Below are 18867 nucleotides of genomic sequence, written 5' to 3'. Positions count from 1 at the left end.
CCGCCTAGGCGAACCCCTCGCTGACGATCTACCACCCCGGGGTCTCTCCGGTCACACGGGGTGGAGATCGGCGCTCAGCACCCCGTACAGACGATCACCGAGAGGAGTGCCCCGTGGGCATCATCGGCGACAGCCTCGACAAGGCCGCCGCGAACACCGCGACCCGCCCCATCCCCAAATCCGCCGGCGCCCAGATACGGTTCCTCGTCAAGCAGACCTCCAGGAGCAGTACTTCAAGGATGACGGCCGTCGTGCGGACGGGCTCCTCGTGGAGTTCACCGACATCGACTACGTCGAGCTCGACTATTCGTGAGGCGCCGGAGACCGGGGTGGCTGGGGACGAGGCCGGGCGCCACGAGGGCGACCGAGTGTCGGCCGAGACGCGCGGCCGACACTCAATGTCAGCGTGCTGCTGACACCCCCTTCGTCTCCGTCGGGAGCCGGCTATATGAACTTCGCCCGGGAGTTGTTTCGAGGTGGCTTCGGGAGTCACTGGCGGCATCTCTGCATGATCAATGTCAGCGAGAAGTGATGCCAGTTGCCGATCGCGCGGGGACGAGATCACGTCCGATCGGGTTGACGCATCAGCTCCGGCCGGAGCGCTGGAGCATCAGTCGATAGTGCTCGGGGTCGGCGATGATGAGACCCTTGGCCCGTTGGTGATCGTCCTGAAGGGCGTCCGGATAGGCAGAGGACTCCAGCGAGATCCAGAGGGAGAGATCCTGGCGCGTCTCGGGATCCTCGCAGGCCAGGAAGGCAGCCAGGACGGCATTCCGGTAGTCGGCGCGCAGATCGGACAGCGCGTCCAGGGCCGCCTTGCTCTCCGGAGTGGGCACTCCGTTCCTCAGATCGTCCCTGGATGCGTATCGGAGTCCCGGCCGGGACCAGTACCAGGCCATCAGCCGCTCGACGGTGCAGCGGGCCACGTCGACGCCCTTGCGGCACAGGGCCCGGGTGATCCGGCGGGCGCCATAGGTGCCGCCCGACTCCGCGTGGACCTGCTCGATCAGGGGCATGAGCTGCTCGTCGCGGAGCCGGCGGGCCGACTTCGGCCGCTTCTTGCGCGCGAAGTACGTCGACGGCGACAGCTCCAGCACCCGGCAGACGGGATCGACCCCGAGACCTTTGTCACGCAGGTGGTTGATCACCTGCTCGGCCTCGTCCGGGGACGGTCGATCTCCTGGGCAAAAAACACGGACGCGGCTTTGAGGATCTCGTTCGCCCGCCTCAACTCCGCTACCTCTTTGCGGAGTTGCTTCAGCTCGTCCTGCTCGGCGGTGGTCAGCCGGTCGTCGCGCCCGCCGCGGTCGGCCTCGGCCTGGCGGACCCAGCCGCGCAGGGCCTCCTTGTGGATGCCCAGATCCTTCGCAACGTGGGCGATGGGCCGGCCCGTGGCGCGGACCTCACGGATCGCGCGCTCACGGAGCTCATCAGGGTATTTACGGGGTGCTGCCATGGTGCTGGTGGTTCTCCTTCGCCAGGAAGGCAACCCTGGCATCAGGGACTCCACAAATCTCAGTACAGCTCAGTGTGCCTATATGGGCGCGGGTGGGTGGCGAGAGAGCCGGCTTCTGCTGATCGTGGCCGGGCTGGCAGTGTTGGCGACCAACCCGGCCCTGTTGGCCACGTTCAAGGTCACCAACCAGTGGGCGGTTGGCTTCGCCTCCCGGCTCCGCCCTCCCAGGACAGCGATACGAAGCACCAGCGTCTGTCGGCCAGCCTGCAAGAGTGCTCAGACGACCGTCTTGAGCATGTGGCTGAAGCCATGCTCGACAGCGAGCCGCTTCCCACTTGGGAACGCAATCAATTCCAGGACGTGCTGTGGAGCCGATGCCCCGGACCGTGGCCCGGCGCCACGGTCCGTACCGGCGGTGCAGCGCTCAGGTGGTCAGCGGGCTGCTTCACCGTGCCCGGGGCCTGCGCGAGTCCGGTGGCCCACAGCTGGTCGACACGCGAGCGCTCGGTGGCGTTCGGGTAGCGGTTGGTACAGGACGGGCCGGGGCCGCCGCCCGACATCAGCTCACTGCACGGACCGCTGTAGTCGTCCGGCAGGCCCAGCACGTGTCCGGTCTCGTGGGTGACGACGCGGATCGAGTCGTTCTGCTGGTTCTGGGCGTAGTCAAGGAAGATGTAGCCGCTTCCGTGGCCGTTGGTGGAGGCGTAGGACCCGCGCGGGTAGTTGCCCTCGTGGTAGGAGAAGTCGGCACCGCTCGAAGCCTCCTGGAGCTTGACGTTGGACTCGGAGCTGTTCCAGATCGAGGCCGCGCTCGATATCTGCGAACGGAAGCTCGGTGCCTGGGAGGCGTTGTAGTAGACGGTCACCGCCTGCGCGTTGGGCTGGGCGGCCCGCTTCTCGGCGACCGACTTGAGCACAGCCGCGAAGAACGCCTTGTTGTTCGCGGCCTCCTCAACCGACCCGTCGTACCGCGCCACGGAGGTACCAGCGGAAGCGGACGGGGTGGCGGCCGTCTGGGCGCTCGCCGGCACCGCCGCGCCCAGCGCGCTGGAGGCCAGACCCAGGCCGAGAGCGAGGGCGAGGAGTCTCGCGGACGTTCGGGACGACTTCATGTGGGGGCTCCTACTCACTCGGTGACGCCGAGCGCCCGGTGCGCGGTCGACCCTGCGTGAACACCGGTTCCGAACTGCAGCGACGTCCTGTGGGTCGTCATTCTTAGAACGGCTCGACAGGGAGCGCAACGGGTCTCGCCGCTACGTCGCCTCGTAGGTCCCAGGACCTCGCCAGGGCAGTGCGCGGGTCTCCAGTCCGCACATGGTGGCGGGAGGGAAAGCTGTCGCGACGTCAGAAGCCTTACACCACGGGGCAGCGGGCGTGCGAGCCGGCCGGGCGGAATTCCGGGACACGGCGGGATCCGCATCCAGGCTAAAACGGACAAATCCTCAAATATCTGCCACGCTGCGTCTACTAAGTACGCTGGTTGGTCACCGGAGCGCTGTGACCGACGTCATAAAATATGGGCTTCCGTTTCTTTCGCGCTCCACCGGCCCCGAGCCGCCCCCAGGGAGTCACCCTCGGCGCTGGGCAGCATCCCTCACCGCTGAGCCGCCGCCGCTCAGTCCTGATCAGGGTGGAAGCCGGGCCCGCCGTGCAGCCCGGCAAGCGGCGTGGGGGAGAGGTCGGTCGGTTCCTCGCCCGCCTCCAGCAGCGTGTCCGCCGCACCCAGTGGCTTCGGGACTATGCGGGCCGGGCTGTCGTCAGCCACGCAAACGAGGTGCGTGCCCGGTCGTAGGCAGTAGTCGGGCTGACGTCCGAAAGTCGCCGACCCCCCGGGTTGCTGCGTATGCGTCCCACTACCTTGATGCCGCTGGCCCGCACGGACCCAGCAACACGGCTGGGTGAACTGTGGCCTGCGGCGTAACTCCAGCCTGGCGAGGCCCGTCTCGTACGGCATGGGATACATCAATGCTGTGCTCGTGTCGGAGCCTGGGCTGGCGGTGGTGGAGATTGTTGCGGGAGATGTAGCGACGCTGCACGCGATCGGCGCCCGCCGCCGACCGATGGGCATCGACCGGCGTCCCGGTCGACCACGAGGCGGTGGACGGCGGTTTGGGGTGTCGAGGCAGTCGGTGCACTCCTGGGTGCGCAAGTATGAATCACGGGCCCCGACTTGAGTGACAGGAACCCCCGCGGCGACCTCCATGACAGCGTGATACCGCTGCTCGACCACACTCAACTCCACCAGTACGGCCCCGGCCCTCCCTGCACACGCCTGTCAGACGCACACAGCCAAGCCGAGGCAAGCGGTGTCAAGCATCAGATGAAGCCACAACGTCAAGCATCAACCGAGACAAGACAACCCCATGTTGATGGAGTGAGTAGAAACTTTCTCTACAGGTTCAAGGCGCCCGGCTGCGCTCCGCTCCGCCGGGCGCGCTTCCTGGCTCTGGCTGCGCCCACGCTCCTGCCTCCGGCCCGCTCGGCGCTGCCGCCGCCGACGCGCGCCCACGTGTGGAGAGGCCCGAAGGGCATGAGACGAGAACCAAGCCCGCGGCTTCAAGAAATGCCTCCGGCGGAGGCGCTCAGACTCCGGGATGGGAGCTGGGGTGAGTGGTGGGTGAAGGAAAGGGTTTGGCTGGGGCATTTCCTACGCTCGAGCTCGTGGGCGCCTGTCAGGAGGCTGGAAGCCCCCATCTACCCGCAAGCTTTGGCGAGTCACGAATCGAGCGGCACTCCTGAACCAGGTCGGCCGTGGAGGACGGTGAGGACCGGGCCGACGGTCCCGGCTCATTTCGGTCGTAGAGGAACGCGAAGCCGTCCTCGGAAACTGGACCGTCAACAACTCGGTGATCGACAGCGACCATGTTCGCGTTCAAGGATCAAGCTACCGGCGAGAACGCCCGAACCGTGACCTTCTGACTCGCATCGATCGCTCAAAGGCGGCCAGAACCACACGCACTTGGCCGTTGACAATATTTACGGACGGTTCATCGGATGGCCCGTTCCGGCCGGTCCTCGCGGTGGTGTGGTCTCTCTAGCGTGCTTGTGCCCCCCACGCTCCATTGTTCAGACAACAGCAGAGAGATCGCCCCATGAGTGATGAGCGCAAGCATGTGTCCGCGTCTGGATTCGAGTCGGGTTCTGGGACCGATCACCCTAATCGCCGTGGCTTCCTGATCATGTCCGGCGCGGCTGTGACCTCGGTAGCGGCCGCGGGCGTGCTGGGCCAGGCGGCACCGGCATTTGCTGCCTCCACCTCGGGTGTCGGTAGTTTCAGCTCCTACCCATTCTCCCTGGGGATCGCCTCGGGTGACCCGTTGCCGGACTCCGTGATCCTGTGGACCAGGCTCGCCCCCGAGCCGCTGGCCGTCGGCTCCGGGATGCCGCAGCGCAAGGTTCCGGTGCATTGGCAGGTTGCCGATGACGAGGCCTTCGAGCACATCGTGACCGAGGGTGAGATCTTCGCCCTTCCGGAGGACAACCACTCGGTCCACGTCGACGTCCGTGGCCTGCGGCCCGACCGCTGGTACTTCTACCGGTTCCGCTGCGGCTCGGAGCTGAGCCCGGTCGGCCGGACCCGTACGCTGCCGGCCCCGGGTGCGGCGGTGTCGTCGTTCAACTTCGCGCACGTCTCGTGCCAGAACTGGATCAACGGCCACTACACCGCCTACCGCGATCTGGCGCGGGAGGACCTCGACGTCGTCTTCCACCTCGGCGACTACATCTACGAGACCCAGATCCCGGTCACGACCCCGCGGGGCATCGATGTTGCGGCCGAGATCCGCGCCCCTTGCCACTCGGTCGACGAGTACCGGCTGCGGTACGCGCTGTACAAGCTCGACGCCAACCTCCAGGCCAGCCACGCGGCCTTCCCATGGGTGGTCACGTGGGACGACCACGAGGTCGCCAACGACTACGCCGGGGCCGCGGACCGCGGCAAGCTCGAGCTTGAGCGGCGTGCCGCGGGCTACAAGGCCTGGTGGGAGAACATCCCGACACGGATGGCGCCGCCGGTCGGTCCCGACATGAAGGTCTACCGCCGCTTCGCGGTCGGCAACCTCGTCCAGTTCGACGTCCTGGACGGTCGGCAGTACCGCAAGGGCGACAACGACCCGGTGGTCTCCAAGATCGGCGACAAGCAGGAGGCCTGGCTGATCGACGGGATCGGCTCCTACGACACGACATGGAACGTCATGGCGGTCGGCCAGCAGCTGGGTGGCGTGGCGCAGAACAGCCCGACCCGCAACCGGATCTACCAGGCCTACTACGACCGCGGCGTGAGCCCGGTGATCCTCGCCGGTGACCTGCACTGGACGCTGGTTTCGGACGCGCTGCTCAGGATCCCGGACGCCACGAGCCCGATCGTCGGCTCGCAGTTCATCGGCACCTCGATCACCTCCACCGGCGACGGCCCGGGCGACCCCGCGACGGTCACCGGATGGATGAAGAACCCCTGGATCAAGTACGCCCAGGGCTACCGCGGCTACCTCCGTCACACCGTCACCCCCACCGGCATGACCAGCACCCAGCACAACGTCCAGTTCGTCACCCGACCCGACGCGCCCGGCTGGGACGCGCAGTCCTTCTACATCGACGCCAGCCGTCCCGGCGTCCAACTGCTGTAAGCACGAAAGGCCCCGAAAGCCGCCCCGAAGCTTCCGGACAGCGCCCCCTCTGAGATTGGGTTGTCCGGAAGGAGGACGGTTACCGCGGAATCACAAGAGCCACTCTCCTGAGTTCAAGGTTCGCATCGAGGGAGCCCAAGGCACGGTCCCGTGGCCGTGCCACTCTCGTGCCGGAGCGGACGGGGACTCACGGGGAACCGGGCTCCGCAGGGGTGAGTTCGGCCGGACTCTGCCCACGGTACGGAATCCGCAGGTCACGCGCGTGATCGCCCAACCTCGCTTACAAAGCAGATGTCGGCGGTTCGAAACCGTCCGCGCCCACCAGCGGTAAGCACGAAAAAGGCCCAGGTCACCGGTAGTAAACCGGGAGCCTGGGCCTTGATCTTTCCTCTGCGATTATGGCGGGGGAAGGGCGTCGTGCCACTTACGGGTCGATGCCTCCCCGGGCTCGTGCGCGACTGTGTCTGGCGGCCGGACTTTCTTGATCTGCTCGTCGACGTGAGCGGCGATCGCTTGGTCGCGTCGGTTGACCAGGTGCTGATAGATCCGACTCCACCACCGCGCGCGCTCTCCATGACGCTGCCAGGATGCACCTGGGCGAGGACGTCCCTACCGCCCTGGAGAAGGCTGCCACCGAGGCGGAGAAGGCCGGGTCAAAAGGGGCAGCCGGGCCCACCTGCGCAGACGCGGCATCAAGGCGGTGATCCCGGAGAAGAGGGACCAGGCCGCCAACCGGAAGAAGAAGGGCTCCGGGGGCGGCCGGCCCGTCGGCCACGACGCCGACTTCTACAAGGAGGGGAGAACCTGACGCCCTCCGCGCTCAGGCGACCCTCAAGCCCGAGAGAACCGGCGTGGTGCAGGCACGCCTTGCGGCCGTCGGCGGTGGTGGCCAACCGCGGCTTACATCGGACGCCGCGAATGTCATTCCGTTCCGCCCACCTACCGCCTGAGAAGCCGTTGCCCCATCGATCACGGCGTGCAGTGGTTCCAGTAGGCATTCGGTTGGGTTTCCGGCCGCAACGGGCGTAGAACGAGGTTTTCTGGAGTCTGCTTGGATGTCGAGATGACGAGTAGTTCCCCGGTTCCCCGTGCAAACGACGCCGATTCCGGCCGCTTGACCACCTTGCTGGACCGTGCCGCCATCGGTCGGGACAGTCAGGCCTGGAGCGACCTATGGACGGAGCTTTATCACAACGGCTCCCTCGACGTGTCCCATCCGCTGGTACTGCCTGCGCTGATGAACATGGCCGAGGGCGGCGACGCCGACACAGCGGCTGCAGCCCTCCACCTGGCAGGTGCCCTCCTAGTTCAGGCCGGCCAGCGATACGAGACCCGGAAGCTACGAGACCAGCACACACCCGAAGTCGTACGCCTGCTGGCCGCTGCGAACCGGTGGCGGCAGGCCACCGCTGACCGGAAAGACTACTGCCACCTGCTTGAGGCGGTTCTGAACCTGGAGGGCGAAATCCACTGGGCAGAGGACCTGATCTGGGGCATCGTCAGTGAGGAGTACGAGCTTGAGTGCCCCGATCCAGACGGCTGCGCGGCGGTATGGGTGGTCATTGGTGAGCGGGGCTTCTTCAGTACGTCGGAGGACTACGCCCTCTCCGACGATATCGAAACCCTCCCTCTTCATCCGGCCGCTCCCGGCGCCCTCGACGGCCTTGGCCGCCGTCTCTACGAGCTAGCTCTGACGGACGGCCACGAGGATGTGGCGCACGCCTTGACCTATGCCTTCGGCGAGGCAACCTGCCCACAGTGCGAAAGGCGCTTCTCCGTTGTCGGACAGGTCGTTGCTCGTTCGAGCTGAGTAAGAACCAGCAACGAACGAGGCCGCCGCAGCGTCATGCTGCGGCGGTCTCGCCCGCGCCCCAGAGCCCTTCGATCAAGACGAAGAGTCTGAACACAAGAACTTGACAGGGAAGCCGACCGAGGCGCGGACGCGCTCCAGCCGCGTACGGGAGCGGCCGGTCACCGGACGGTGGCCTTGCTGGTGGCGATGAGGGCGGCGACGGTCTCCCAGCCGTGGTGCCACGAGCTGTCGAGGTGGAAGGCGTGTTGACTGAACTAAATTCGAGGTTTTCGCAGGTCAGCGGCTTGTCTGCTAGCTTCCCCACATGCCTGAGCCAAGCAGTCCCGAGAGGAACTTATCTGCGTTCGTGCTGCCCGAGATTGGCAAGCTGTGCAAAACAGGTGATCCATGGGAGCCATACCGGCTGATGGACCCTGCCGGGGATCCGGTGGAGCCCGTCGCGCTCTTCTTCAAGGACCTGCTCGCGGCTCATACCCCTGCCACGACTCTGCGGTCGTACGGGAACGACCTGCTGCGCTGGTGGCGGTTTCTATGGGCTCTCAGTCTCGAGTGGGACCGAGCGGCCCGGACGGACGCCAGGGACTTCATGCTGTGGATGCAGCTGGCGGACAAGCCGGCGCGGGTCCACTGGCGTCACCGCGGCAAGCCGAACGCAAAGCCGCCGGCTCCCAGGGTGGGCAAGTCTGAGCCGGGGACACCGAACCTGGTGACCGGCAAGCCGACGATCGGAAAGAAGTACGCCAAGAGCACACAGGCTCACTGCGAGACGGTGCTGCGGACCTTCTACGACTTCCACCTGGACAGCAACTCCGGTTCGCTGCTGATCAATCCATTTCCTCTGGACCGATCCCGGAGGAGGGGCCGGGCGAACGCTCATCACAACCCGATGGGCGAGTTCAGGAGCGACCGAAAGGGCCGCTACCGGCCTACCGTCCCGGAGCGGGTGCCGCGCCGGATCCCGGACGACAAGTACACCGAGGTCTTTGCCGGGCTGCGCTCGCACCGTGATCGCGCCCTGCTGGCCTTCTGGGTCTCCACAGGTGCCCGCGCGAGGGAGCTCCTCACCTCCAGTGAACGCGATGCCCTCCCGGGACAGCAGCTCATCGGTGTCGTCCGGAAGGGCACCCTGGACTATCAGCAGTTGCCGGCGTCGCCGGACGCGTTCGTCTGGCTGCGGTTCTACCAGGAGGAGGCTTGGCGGAAGGGTGCTCCGCGGGGCCGGGTTGAGCCACTGTGGTGGACGTTGCGGCGGCCTTGGCGGCCGTTGAACTACCACGCGGCCCGAGCGATGTTCGTTCGCGTGAACGAGCTGCTGGGCTCGAACTGGACCCTTCATGATCTGCGGCACACCGCGACGTTCCGGATGACCGAGGACCCGGGGATGTCCCTTGTCTACGTGCAGCACATCCTCGCGCACAAGTACCAGACGACCTTGCAGAAGTACCTCAATCCGAGCAAGGACGAAGTGATCACCGCAGGTCTCGCCTATTTTGCGCGCTTGGAGCAACGGCGCCAGAACCCGCCGTCGGCACCCGCTGCCCCCGCCTACAACGCGGAATCGCTCAACGTCCTGTTCGGAGGGGCACGCACATGACTATCGCCGTCCCGGACACACACAGGGATCTCCGGTCCGCGCGCCCCCTGGCCGGCGTAGAGGCGGCCAAGCTGCTTCAGCGGTTCCCACCACGACCGCGCCCGACGGATTGGCCCGTCACCTCCTTGAACCGGGCGGACCTCTACGACTGGCTCCGCCATCCCGACCAGCGGCTGCCTGGCACCGAGAGCACTCAGGCGACGCGGATGGTCGGTGCCCGCCTGCTGCTGAGTTGGATGGAGACGCTTCCGGGCGACACCTGGCAGCAGCGCTGGCTGGCCTCGCCTGCGGCTGGCGAGCAGAGGGGCTGGTACGCGCACGTCCAGGCCTACGCCAGGACATTGGGCAGGGCCACTCCGGCTGCCACGATTCAGGCCGGGATGCACGCGCTCATCTGCGCTGATGTCATCCGTCCCGATCTGGCGTGGCTCATGGCCAACTCGTCGAGGTTCGCCCGGCCGGCCATCCAGCACAGTAGGGACCCCGAAGGCTTCGCACGCCTGGAGGCTGCGGGCTGCCCCGGGAATGGCAACCTGGAGGCTGCGGGCTGCCCCGGGAATGGCAACCTGGAGACCGCCTCCGCGGCCCTGCTGGCCATCGCCCAGATGATCGCGGCCTACGGCGGCACCGTCCAGGACATCACCGTCGGAGACTGTCTGGCCCTGCTGCAGGCTGCCGTCGGACGGCAGGCCGACACCCGCAATGCCAGGCTCGCCTACCTCTGGCTCAGGGAACTGGGACAGTTCCCGCCAGACGCACCGGGCAGTCTGCTCAGCTTCTCGAACCGCGCCGGGCAGGTGAGCGTCGAGATGCTGGTCGACCGCTACCAGCTGCAGTGCAAGCCAGTTCGGGACCTCATCGTCGACTACCTCAGCGAGCGCCGACCCAGCATCGACTACAGCTCACTCAGGCAGCTGTCGACGGTGTTGGCCAAGCTCTTCTGGTCCGACCTCGAACGCCATCATCCGGGCATCGAGTCGTTGCGCCTCGACAAGGAGGTCGCCACAGCCTGGAAGGTCCGGCTCGCCACGAAGACGGTCCGCCGTCGGCAGCCCGACGGAACCACGGCGCTGGTCACCGAACCGCGGGAGACCGCTCCGGCGGTGAAGCAGCTGGTCAGGGCGTTCTACCTGGACATCGCACACTGGGCGCTTGAGGAGCCCGAACGGTGGGGCCGCTGGGCAGCGCCGGTCCCGATCAGCCAAGACGAGTGGTCGGTCAGGAAGCTCGAACAACGGCAGAAGTCCCGATCCGACCAGCGGACTCGCGAACGCCTGCCGGTGCTGCCGGTGCTGGTCCGCGTCGCGGAACGTCGACTCAAGGAGGCCAGGGCCAGGCTGGACGCGTTGAACGCGGCCGACCCGGGCTCCAAGATCACGGTGCTGGGAGAGACATTCACTCTCCCGCTCCGGACCGCACGGCTCGATGGCCGGCCCACGAACGCGTACGACGCCCACGGCCGCCGGCGCCACCTAGGCACCGAGGAGAAGCGAGCCTTCTGGGCCTGGGCAACGATCGAGATCCTGCGACACACCGGGATCCGGATCGAAGAGCTCGGCGAGATCGGCCACCACAGCATCATCAGCTACAAGCTGCCCACCAGCGGAGAAGTCATCCCGCTCCTGCAGATCGCTCCATCGAAGAACGACCAAGAGCGGCTTCTGCTGGTGACGCCAGAACTCGCAGATGTGCTCAGCGCCGTGATCTCGCGGATCCGCTCCGCCGACGGCACCGTGCCTCTCGTCCACAGCTACGACTCCCACGAGAGGACGTGGAACCCGCCGATGCCGCTTCTCTACCAGTGGCAGGTCAGCGGGGAGAACCGCCAGATCTCGCAACACACCATCCGGGACGCGCTCAACGAGACCCTCATGGCATCCGGACTCACCGATGCGTCTGGCAGGCCGCTCACTTTCGCACCCCACGACTTCCGGCGGATCTTCATCACGGACGCCATCATGAACGGCCTGCCGCCGCATATTGCGCAAGTCATCGCTGGTCACGGCAGCATCAACACCACGATGGGCTATGCCGCGACCTATCCGATGGACGCTATCGAGGCTCACCAGGCATTCATTGCTCGCCGTCGAGCGGTTCGGCCTCCCGAGGAATACCGAGCTGTCACGGCGGAGGAGTGGGAGCAGTTCCTCGGCCACTTCGAGCGCCGCAAGCTCGCGCTCGGCGACTGCGGACGCGCATACGGCACCGACTGTGTCCATGAGCACGCATGCGTCCGATGCCCTCTCCTCATCGTCTCCCCGTCCGGAAGGCCCAGGCTCGTCGAGATCCGTGACAACCTGGCAGACCGGATCGCGGAGGCTGAACGCGAGGGCTGGCTCGGCGAAGTAGAAGGACTCAACGTCAGTCTTGCTGCGGCCGAGGAGAAGATCTCCCAGCTAGATGCGAGGCAGGAACGCAGGAACTCCGCGGTCTTCATCGGCATCCCCACGTTCGACCAGGTTGCCGCTCGCACAAGTGACATAAAGAAGCCCTGACCTGCGATAGGCCGACGACCGAGTCCTGGCGCCGGCCCGCAGACAGCAGGGGCACAGCTCCCTCTTCACCGCAGTAGGACGTCGATGCCGCGGTCCGTGAAGATCTCTAGGAGCACCTCGAAGAAGGCGTCACTGCCCCCGTTGCCGGCATGGTCGTTGACCAGACGCGACCTCGCGATGTCTGAGCTCTGCCACTCCAGGGTGAACGGAGGCGCGGCACCAAAGCGTCCGCCGAGACAGTCGTCCACGGCGGAGAGGTTCCACCCGAAGTAGCCACCGGGACCGTTGATGGCCTCACCCAGCGCGCAGTAGAAGCTATCGGCATCAACGACCTGCTGGCCGTCCAAGATGAACACCTCCCCTGGCGCGGTGTCCTCGGGTTGGTCGCGGCGCTGGTACTGCCGCGACCACAGCGCTACGGACAACCAGGCTTTCCGGTCTTCCGGAGGGAGGGAGTGCCACATGCCCTTCCGATTCAGTTGTCCCGTTCGAAGCAATTCCCACACCCATGCCGAGCCGGGGAGGAGCTGGTCGCACCACAGACGCACAGTGATGTCGAAAAGGCCCTCCTCACGAAGGGAAGGCTTGGCGGCGGTTGCGGTGACGTTGCCTACGAAGTAGGAACCCATCTCACTGCCTTCGGCGTCGAGAAGGGCCAGATGCGCGCTCCCTGCATATGCGCGGCGCCCGCCGAGATGATCCAGGGAGGTCAGCAGCGCTCCTCGCGGCGAGCATCCCAGAAGTTCGACCTGACGAAGACCGTCCTCACTCCCGTTGAACAAACCTCTGGCCTCCTGCGCGAAGCCCCAGAAGTCGCTCTCATCCTCGTCGCTGGTCAGGGCGTACTCAAACCCTTCCCCAGCGCGGTCCACCATCTCCACAGCACCTCCTGAGCTGAGGAGCCTACAGAGAGGCCGTTCAGCGGAGTTCAGCCAGCCGACAGGACGGCCCGACGGCCTGACGGCCTGACGGGCGTAGGGGGATCATGGTCGCGGACCAGCCGACGGAGACACAGGGGTAGGGGAATCATGGTCGCGTTCCACGCGTCCGCGCTGGACGGAGTCGCCCGCAACCCGGCGCTGCCGACACCGTTGCTGCTGCGCTTGCTCGCCTTCGATGGCGGCGGTGACGGCCCGCCCCGTCACGCCCTCCAGCGGGCTGGACTTCCCGAGCCGGCCGTCGCGGTGATCCTGGCTCACCCGAACCCGGGCGCTCGGATCGACTTCGCGATGAGCACCAGGGCCGAGCCCGCGCAGCGGGCCCGGCTCGTGGACGACCCTTCCCCCAAGGTGCGGGCCGCTCTCGCGTACGGACCCGAGTGGCGCGACCCTCGTACGACGGTCGCGCCGCTGCCGGACGACGTGTGCGCCCGCCTGCTCGACGACCCCGACCCTTCCGTACGGGCGGACCTGCTGGACTCGCCCCATCTGGTGCCGTCGTTCGTGGCCTCGCTGGCCACGCACCGCGATCCGGCAGCGCGCCGGAGCGCGGCGCGCGCATGGGAGAAGCTGCCGCCGGGCGAGCGGTCGGCGCTGCTGGCCGACCCCGACCCCGAGGTGCGGCGGGCCGCCGCGCTGTGGGAGTGCCGACGGGACGCACGCATCACCGCCGAACTCCTCCACGATCCGAAGTCCGCCGCCGAGGTGCTGCGCCGTGGGCTCTTCCACCGCGCCGACGCCGAACGGTGCGTCGCCGAGCGGACGCACCTGGCCGCCCTCGCCGAGAACCCGTCGCTGCCCACCGACCTCGTGGAGCGGCTCGCCGTCGACCCCGACGAGGCCGTACGGCTCGCGGTCTCCCTGAGACCGGAACTGGACGAGACACGACGCATGTCGATCGACTTCACAGTGGGGGCCTTCGCTAGGGGGGACGTGGAGTGGGTACGGGACGGGCTCGCCGACCCCGAGGTGCTGCGACGGGCCGCGACCTCCGCCCACCCGCTGCTCCGGCGCACCGCCGCCCAGAGCCCCCACCTGCCGCCCGACCTCATGCGCCTGCTCGCGCGCACCGAGGACCCGCTGGTGGAGGACCTCTTGAGTGTGCACCACCCCGACACCCCGGAGGAGGTCCTGATGCGTGTGTACGCGCGGCTCGGTGGCACGTTCTCCGCCTGGATGGCGGAGACGCACCCCCGCTTCCCCCGCGAGGGTCTCGCCGCGCGCTACGCGGACCACCCGGACGGCAACTACCGTCGGCTGGCCGTCCGGGACCCGGCCGCCACACCCACGCTGATCGAACGGCTCAGCCATGACCCTGCGGTCTGGACACGCCAGGCGGCGGTCGGCGACCCGCGCCTCCCGCTCCACCGGCTCCGCGAGGCGCTTCATGTCCCTGAACTGGCCTCCAGCGCGGGTGCCAACCCGGCGCTCCCCGAGGACGAGATGGCCGCTGTCCTGGACCGGGCCGACGTTCCCGCCTGACCGCCGAGCAGAACCGCCCGGCCCTTCGCCGCTCCCCTACGGCTCGTCCGAGCGTGCCCCAGATACGAAGGCCATGATCGACCGGACATCCCCTAAGACCTGTCCCGTAACTGGACAGCGCCTCCACACCGATCCTGGATCGAACCGTGTCAGTGGCTGGTGACAGGATCCGGGGGTGCTGATCGAGGGATACGACGACGGCCCGCTGGTTGCGGGGGAATCACTGCTGGCTCGGCCGGGCTTCTGGTCGAACTACTTCCTGGCAATGTGCGGCGATGGGTCGAGTGCTGCGCGTCCTGTTCCGGAGTGGTTCGGCGATGACGGCGCCGATACCGATGCCTTGTCCGAGATCCTCTTCGATCCCGAACGCTGGCCGGTGTTCCGCGTGCCCGCTGCAGACGGTCCCGGAGCTGTGGTGATCTACCGCAACATGGTCGGCGAGTACGGCATCGACTACCTCTTCACCCATCCAGGCCGGAGCTACGCCCAGCAGATCGCCAGTTGGGAAGGAGACCTGTCGGGGACCGGGCTGACGTGGCACGAACTGGTCCGCATCGCCGATACCCCGTCCCCCGCGGCCGAAGGTGTCGAGGACACGGCCGCCCGTCTCCTGCTGGTTCTTCCCCTCCTTACCGACCCGGACGTGCCGGAGGAAGCGCCGGCGAGGCTCAGCGCCGCCCTGACTTCGGCTGGAGCGCCGCAATACACCGCCTCCAACACAGCGGAGCACCTGCTTACCCGCTTGACGAGAAGATCGCGACACGATCCCGCATGGGGCTCGCCGCTGAGCGGCAGCTAAACGACGGGCCAAAGCCGCTGGTCACCCAATGAGACGATCTTGGTATGGCTGGTGTGATTGCGGCGTCGGAGCCTTCCTGGATAGCCCCGTTCACCGGGCTGAGTCCGCGTTCCTTCGGCAAGCTGGTGACCGTGCTGCGGCGCGAGGGTGCGGACGGGGTCTGCAAGGGTCGGCCGTGGAGCCTTCCGCTGGCGGACCGGGCGCTGCTGGTCGCGGCGTACTGGCGGACGAACTTGACGATGCGGCAGATCGCGCCGCTGTTCGGTGTCTCGAAGTCTGCAGCCCACCGGATCATCGACCACCTTGGGCCGATGCTCGCGCTCCAGCCCCGCAAACGGTTCGCCCGGGACGCCGTGCTTATCGTGGACGGTAAGGGCTGTCCCGTAAATGATCTTCTGGTTGTCTCGGGCTTGGTGGGCCGCCGTGCGGCCCGCTTCCCTATCCGGCGAGGGCGAGGTTGTGCATCCGGGCAATGCCCAGCATGGCGTGGTGGACGCCGTCGCCTTTGAGGCGGCAGTCGCGGAGGATCTTCCAGGTCTTCATGCGGGCGAAGACGTGCTCGACGCGGGCCCGGACCTGTTTGTGGGACTTGTTGTGTTCCTCCTTCCAGTCCGGGAGTTCGGTCTGGCCGCGCTCGCGGCGGTGAGGGATGACGAGTCCGGTGCCCGGATAGCCGCCGTCGGCGATCGTGAGCGTCCTGCCCACAGCGGCCTTGGCGCCTGACTCCTCCCACGCCTTGCAGTCGTTGCGGTTCCCGGCGAGCGGCCGGCCGACCACGACGACCAGACGGGTATCGGCGTCGATGACGACCTGGTGGTTGGTGGAGTACCGGTAGTTCTTCTACCGCTCGGCCACGGTGTGGTCGCGGGTGGGGACCAGGGTGCCGTCCACGATGAGCACGGTGTCCTTGGCGAACCGCTTGCGGGGCTGGAGAGCGAGCATCGGCCCGAGGTGGTCGATGATCCGGTCCGCCGCCGACTTCGACACCCCGAACAGCGGAGCGAGCTGCCGCATCGTGAGGTTCGTTCGCCAGTACGCCGCAACCAGCAGAGCCCGGTCCTCCAACGGAAGACTCCACGGCCGGCCCTTGCGGACTGCGTCCGCACCCTGGCGCCGCAGAACGGTCACCAGCTTCCCGAACTGCCTCGGGTTCAGCCCGGTGAACGGGGCTATCCAGTACGGTTCCGACGCCGTGATCACGCGAGGCATCGCAGGATCATCGCACCTACGGTCGACAACCTTGGAGGTCAGACTGGCCTCAGAACTCAAACCACAAGTCGATGTCCGGGTGAACCCGTTCCCGCAGACAGCCTGAGTGTGAATAGGCCTGCTGCCGCACGGCACCGCCTCGCACGGGGTCAACCGCACCCAGCCTGAGCTCGGTCTGTCAATCCCCTGGAAACGTAGAGGCCTTCCTTTGAGGTTCCCCCGGCCTGCGGGAGATACTGATCAGCTGGTCAGGAGGGGTTGACGGGGTTTCAGGTTCGTTCGTTCGGCCGTTGCCTGGTCGGCGTAGTACTTCTCCTCGAACTCGATCGGACTGAGGTAGCCGAGCCGCTTCTGGATGCGCCGGGAGTTATAGAACCCATCGATGTACTCGAACAGCGCCAGGTTCGCCTCGGCCCGGGTGGCGAAGACGCGGCCGCGGATGCACTCCGTCTTGGTGATCATCCACAGGTTCTCCGCGAGGGCGTTATCGTACGAGTCCCCGACCGAGCCCATGGACGCCTGAACCCCCGCTCGTAGTAGGCGAGTTGTGAGCTTGACCGACGTATATTGACAGCCGTGATCCGCGTGATGAATGAGCTGTCCGGGCTCGACCTCGCGGGAAGCGAGGGCGTACTCGAGCGTGGACAGCACCAGGTCGGCGTCCGCGCGGGCGGAGGTCTCCCAGGCCACCACCCGGCGGGAGAACGCGTCCCGGATCGCGGACAGCCACAGGGGCCCCTCGCTGGTGGGGATCATCGTGAGGTCGGTGACCCACAGCCGGTTCGGCGCGGGCGCCGTGAAGTCGCGCTCGACCAGGTCCGGGGCGAGCGTAGCCCCCGGATCACGGCGCGTGAAACCCTTGCGTCGCGGGCTGATGCCCGCGATGTCGGCCTCGCGCATCAGGCGCTCGATCCGTTTGCGGCCCACGTGCACGCCTTCGCGCTTGAGGGTCGCATGGACGCGCGGCGAGCCGTAGATCCCGCCGGAATCGGTGTGGATCTGCTTGATCTGTTCGGTCAGCTCGGCGTCCCGGCGCACGCGCTCGCACGGCTCGCGCTCCGCGCGGCGCCAGCGGTAGTAGGTGGAGGAGGCGATGTGCAGTTCCCGAAGTACGCACTCGACTCCCAGGTCTCGATGCTCGGTAAGGAGCTCGATCACCTGGGCCGGGTCGGGTCGAGTTGCGCCGCGAAAAACGCCGAGGCCGTCCGCAGAACCTCGTTCGCCCGCTTGAGCTGGGCGTTTTCCTTGCGCAGCGCCGCGAGTTCCGCTCGCTCGTCGGTGGTCAGCCGGTCGTCGCGCTCGCCGGCGTCCGCCTCGGCCTGCCGGATCCAGCCGCGCAGGGCCTCGGGATGGACACCGAGGTCGATGGCGAGCTTCTTGATCTGCGGCTTGGGGTCCGCGGTGCGATACATCCGCACTGCGCGGTCACGCAACTCGAGCGAGTATTTCCTGGGGGCAGCCATGGTCGATGTTCCTCTCATGAGTCCCATCTGACCCGCTGTCACTTCTTTCCGCATCTCGGGGGAACCTCACTTACGCGGCTTGGTCCTTCTGATGGTGCTCGGCGCGTGCTTCGCTGATGGTGCGTTCGAACTCGATTGGCGGTAGGCCGGCGGCCCCGCTGTGGCGGCGGCGCGGGTTGTAGAAGTCCGTGATCCAGGTGGCGATCTTCAGCCGGGCCTCGGCGCGGGTGGCGAACCGGTTGCGGTGGATGTACTCGACTTTGATCAGCGAGTTGAACGACTCGGCGGCGGCGTTGTCCAGGGCTGATCCCACGCGCCCCATGGACTGCACCACGCCTAGCCTGTCGCACAGGTTGTTGTACGCCTCGCTGGTGTACTCGCTTCCGCGATCACTGTGAAAGATCACGCCGTCCACATCGCCACCGCGGACAGCGGCCGCCATCTGCAGCGACGCTCCGACCAGCGCGGCGTCGTGGTGCGATCCCATCGCGTACCCGAGCAGGCGACGCGAGAACAGATCCAGGACCGTGGCGAGGTAGAGCTTGCCCTCACCGGTCTCGATCTCGGTCATGTCGCCGACCCACAGCACGTCGGGTGCGACCGCGTCGAATCGGCGATGCACCAGGTCAGGGGCGGCTCTTCGCTTGCCCTGACGAGTCAGCGAGCGTCGCCTGCGGGGCCGCTTACGGCCCTGCAGTCCCAGGTCGGCCATGATCTCGGCGACCGTGTTCACCGAGACCTGCCAGCCCTCGGCCCACAGGTCCAGGGTGACCCGCGGGGAGCCGTAGGTATCGCCCGACTCGCGGAAGAAATACGTGATCCTCTCCTCCAGCTGCCTCCTCCTGGCCTCGCGCTTCGTGGGCTCGGACGGTCGGCGGCGCCACTTGTAGAACCACGCCTCGGATACCCCGAGAGCGCGGCAGGCGACGGTGTGCGGGATGTCGTACTCGGTCCTCTGGTCGCTGATCACCCCAACGAGCAACGCCGGGTCCC

Annotated in this window: 13 protein-coding genes and 6 pseudogenes; 10 read left to right on the top strand and 9 right to left on the bottom strand. The window is 67.0% G+C overall.

Translation table 11 applies throughout. The features are described 5' to 3' along the window. Nucleotides 1–113: 113 nt before the first annotated feature. Nucleotides 114–215: pseudogene (locus OG972_RS42480) on the top strand (XRE family transcriptional regulator); the annotation flags it as partial. 369 nt (nucleotides 216–584) lie between these two features. On the opposite strand, the gene OG972_RS42475 reads toward OG972_RS42480, so the two are convergent. The 4 genes and pseudogenes from OG972_RS42475 to OG972_RS42460 form a co-directional block, all read right to left on the bottom strand. Then, on the bottom strand, nucleotides 585–1148 hold the full coding sequence (locus tag OG972_RS42475; RefSeq protein ID WP_266991662.1) for an IS3 family transposase: 564 nt from the start codon (nucleotides 1146–1148) through the stop codon (nucleotides 585–587). Continuing rightward, entirely contained in the window at nucleotides 1145–1456 is a 312-nt protein-coding gene (locus OG972_RS42470; RefSeq protein ID WP_266991660.1) for a transposase, read from the bottom strand. The genes OG972_RS42475 and OG972_RS42470 overlap by 4 nt, the downstream gene beginning before the upstream one ends. A 464-nt stretch (nucleotides 1457–1920) precedes the next feature. Further along, nucleotides 1921–2568, bottom strand: a pseudogene (gene snpA, locus OG972_RS42465) (snapalysin); the annotation flags it as partial. Nucleotides 2569–3071: 503 nt separating this feature from the next. Beyond that, nucleotides 3072–3191, bottom strand: a pseudogene (locus tag OG972_RS42460) (polyphosphate kinase 2); the annotation flags it as partial. A gap of 217 nt (nucleotides 3192–3408) precedes the next feature. Between OG972_RS42460 and OG972_RS49710 the strand changes: the two are divergent. The 6 genes and pseudogenes from OG972_RS49710 (at nucleotide 3409) to OG972_RS42435 (ending at nucleotide 11983) form a co-directional block, all read left to right on the top strand. Next, nucleotides 3409–3630 carry a DUF6207 family protein gene (locus OG972_RS49710; protein ID WP_353961666.1) on the top strand — a complete coding sequence of 74 codons (222 nt, stop codon included), beginning with the start codon at nucleotides 3409–3411 and terminating at the stop codon, nucleotides 3628–3630. A gap of 1005 nt (nucleotides 3631–4635) precedes the next feature. After that, nucleotides 4636–6081, top strand: coding sequence for an alkaline phosphatase (locus OG972_RS42455; RefSeq protein ID WP_266991658.1), 1446 nt, complete (start codon nucleotides 4636–4638; stop codon nucleotides 6079–6081). A gap of 638 nt (nucleotides 6082–6719) precedes the next feature. Then, a pseudogene (locus tag OG972_RS42450) lies at nucleotides 6720–6847 on the top strand (IS5/IS1182 family transposase); the annotation flags it as partial. A 348-nt stretch (nucleotides 6848–7195) separates the two neighbouring features. Beyond that, a complete protein-coding gene (locus tag OG972_RS42445) occupies nucleotides 7196–7891 on the top strand; it encodes a hypothetical protein (RefSeq protein ID WP_266991656.1) in 696 nt (231 codons plus the stop codon). A gap of 409 nt (nucleotides 7892–8300) precedes the next feature. Continuing rightward, nucleotides 8301–9488, top strand: a complete 1188-nt coding sequence (locus OG972_RS42440) for a site-specific integrase (RefSeq protein WP_266991654.1) — start codon at nucleotides 8301–8303, stop codon at nucleotides 9486–9488. A 125-nt stretch (nucleotides 9489–9613) separates the two neighbouring features. Continuing rightward, nucleotides 9614–11983, top strand: coding sequence for a site-specific integrase (locus tag OG972_RS42435; protein ID WP_266991652.1), 2370 nt, complete (start codon nucleotides 9614–9616; stop codon nucleotides 11981–11983). A 65-nt stretch (nucleotides 11984–12048) separates the two neighbouring features. Here the strand turns inward: OG972_RS42435 and OG972_RS42430 are convergent, their stop codons facing one another. Continuing rightward, nucleotides 12049–12858, bottom strand: coding sequence for a barstar family protein (locus OG972_RS42430; protein ID WP_266992954.1), 810 nt, complete (start codon nucleotides 12856–12858; stop codon nucleotides 12049–12051). Nucleotides 12859–13011: 153 nt separating this feature from the next. Here OG972_RS42430 and OG972_RS42425 point away from each other — a divergent pair, with 153 nt between their 5' ends. The 3 genes and pseudogenes from OG972_RS42425 to OG972_RS42415 all read left to right on the top strand — a co-directional run. Then, complete coding sequence (locus OG972_RS42425) at nucleotides 13012–14403, top strand: Mucin-2 (protein WP_266991650.1); 1392 nt, start codon at nucleotides 13012–13014, stop codon at nucleotides 14401–14403. 175 nt (nucleotides 14404–14578) lie between these two features. Next, nucleotides 14579–15202 carry a hypothetical protein gene (locus tag OG972_RS42420; RefSeq protein ID WP_266991648.1) on the top strand — a complete coding sequence of 208 codons (624 nt, stop codon included), beginning with the start codon at nucleotides 14579–14581 and terminating at the stop codon, nucleotides 15200–15202. Between the two features lie 44 nt (nucleotides 15203–15246). Then, a pseudogene (locus OG972_RS42415) lies at nucleotides 15247–15573 on the top strand (transposase family protein); the annotation flags it as partial. Between the two features lie 67 nt (nucleotides 15574–15640). Here OG972_RS42415 and OG972_RS42410 read toward each other — a convergent pair. The 4 genes and pseudogenes from OG972_RS42410 to OG972_RS42395 form a co-directional block, all read right to left on the bottom strand. Beyond that, nucleotides 15641–16411 (bottom strand): annotated as a pseudogene (locus OG972_RS42410) (transposase). A 240-nt stretch (nucleotides 16412–16651) separates the two neighbouring features. Then, entirely contained in the window at nucleotides 16652–17569 is a 918-nt protein-coding gene (locus OG972_RS42405; RefSeq protein ID WP_266991646.1) for an IS3 family transposase, read from the bottom strand. Further along, nucleotides 17566–17874 carry a transposase gene (locus tag OG972_RS42400; RefSeq protein WP_266366366.1) on the bottom strand — a complete coding sequence of 103 codons (309 nt, stop codon included), beginning with the start codon at nucleotides 17872–17874 and terminating at the stop codon, nucleotides 17566–17568. Before OG972_RS42400 ends, OG972_RS42405 begins: the two co-directional genes overlap by 4 nt. Before the next feature lie 70 nt (nucleotides 17875–17944). Beyond that, entirely contained in the window at nucleotides 17945–18844 is a 900-nt protein-coding gene (locus tag OG972_RS42395) for an IS3 family transposase (RefSeq protein ID WP_266991644.1), read from the bottom strand. Nucleotides 18845–18867: the final 23 nt, after the last annotated feature.

This window comes from Streptomyces sp. NBC_01669, assembly GCF_026339735.1.
GTDB classification, from domain to species: domain Bacteria; phylum Actinomycetota; class Actinomycetes; order Streptomycetales; family Streptomycetaceae; genus Streptomyces; species Streptomyces yanii.
This window is presented reverse-complemented; position numbering and strand designations above follow the sequence as displayed.

Excerpts from the sequence above, each read along its gene's own strand:
- OG972_RS49710 (WP_353961666.1), top strand. The coding sequence starts at position 3,409 with ATGGGATACATCAATGCTGTGCTCGTGTCGGAGCCTGGGCTGGCGGTG.
- OG972_RS42470 (WP_266991660.1), bottom strand. The coding sequence starts at position 1,456 with ATGGCAGCACCCCGTAAATACCCTGATGAGCTCCGTGAGCGCGCGATC.
- OG972_RS42400 (WP_266366366.1), bottom strand. The coding sequence starts at position 17,874 with ATGGCTGCCCCCAGGAAATACTCGCTCGAGTTGCGTGACCGCGCAGTG.
- OG972_RS42440 (WP_266991654.1), top strand. The coding sequence starts at position 8,301 with ATGGACCCTGCCGGGGATCCGGTGGAGCCCGTCGCGCTCTTCTTCAAG.
- OG972_RS42425 (WP_266991650.1), top strand. The coding sequence starts at position 13,012 with ATGGTCGCGTTCCACGCGTCCGCGCTGGACGGAGTCGCCCGCAACCCG.
- OG972_RS42455 (WP_266991658.1), top strand. The coding sequence starts at position 4,636 with ATGTCCGGCGCGGCTGTGACCTCGGTAGCGGCCGCGGGCGTGCTGGGC.
- OG972_RS42430 (WP_266992954.1), bottom strand. The coding sequence starts at position 12,858 with ATGGTGGACCGCGCTGGGGAAGGGTTTGAGTACGCCCTGACCAGCGAC.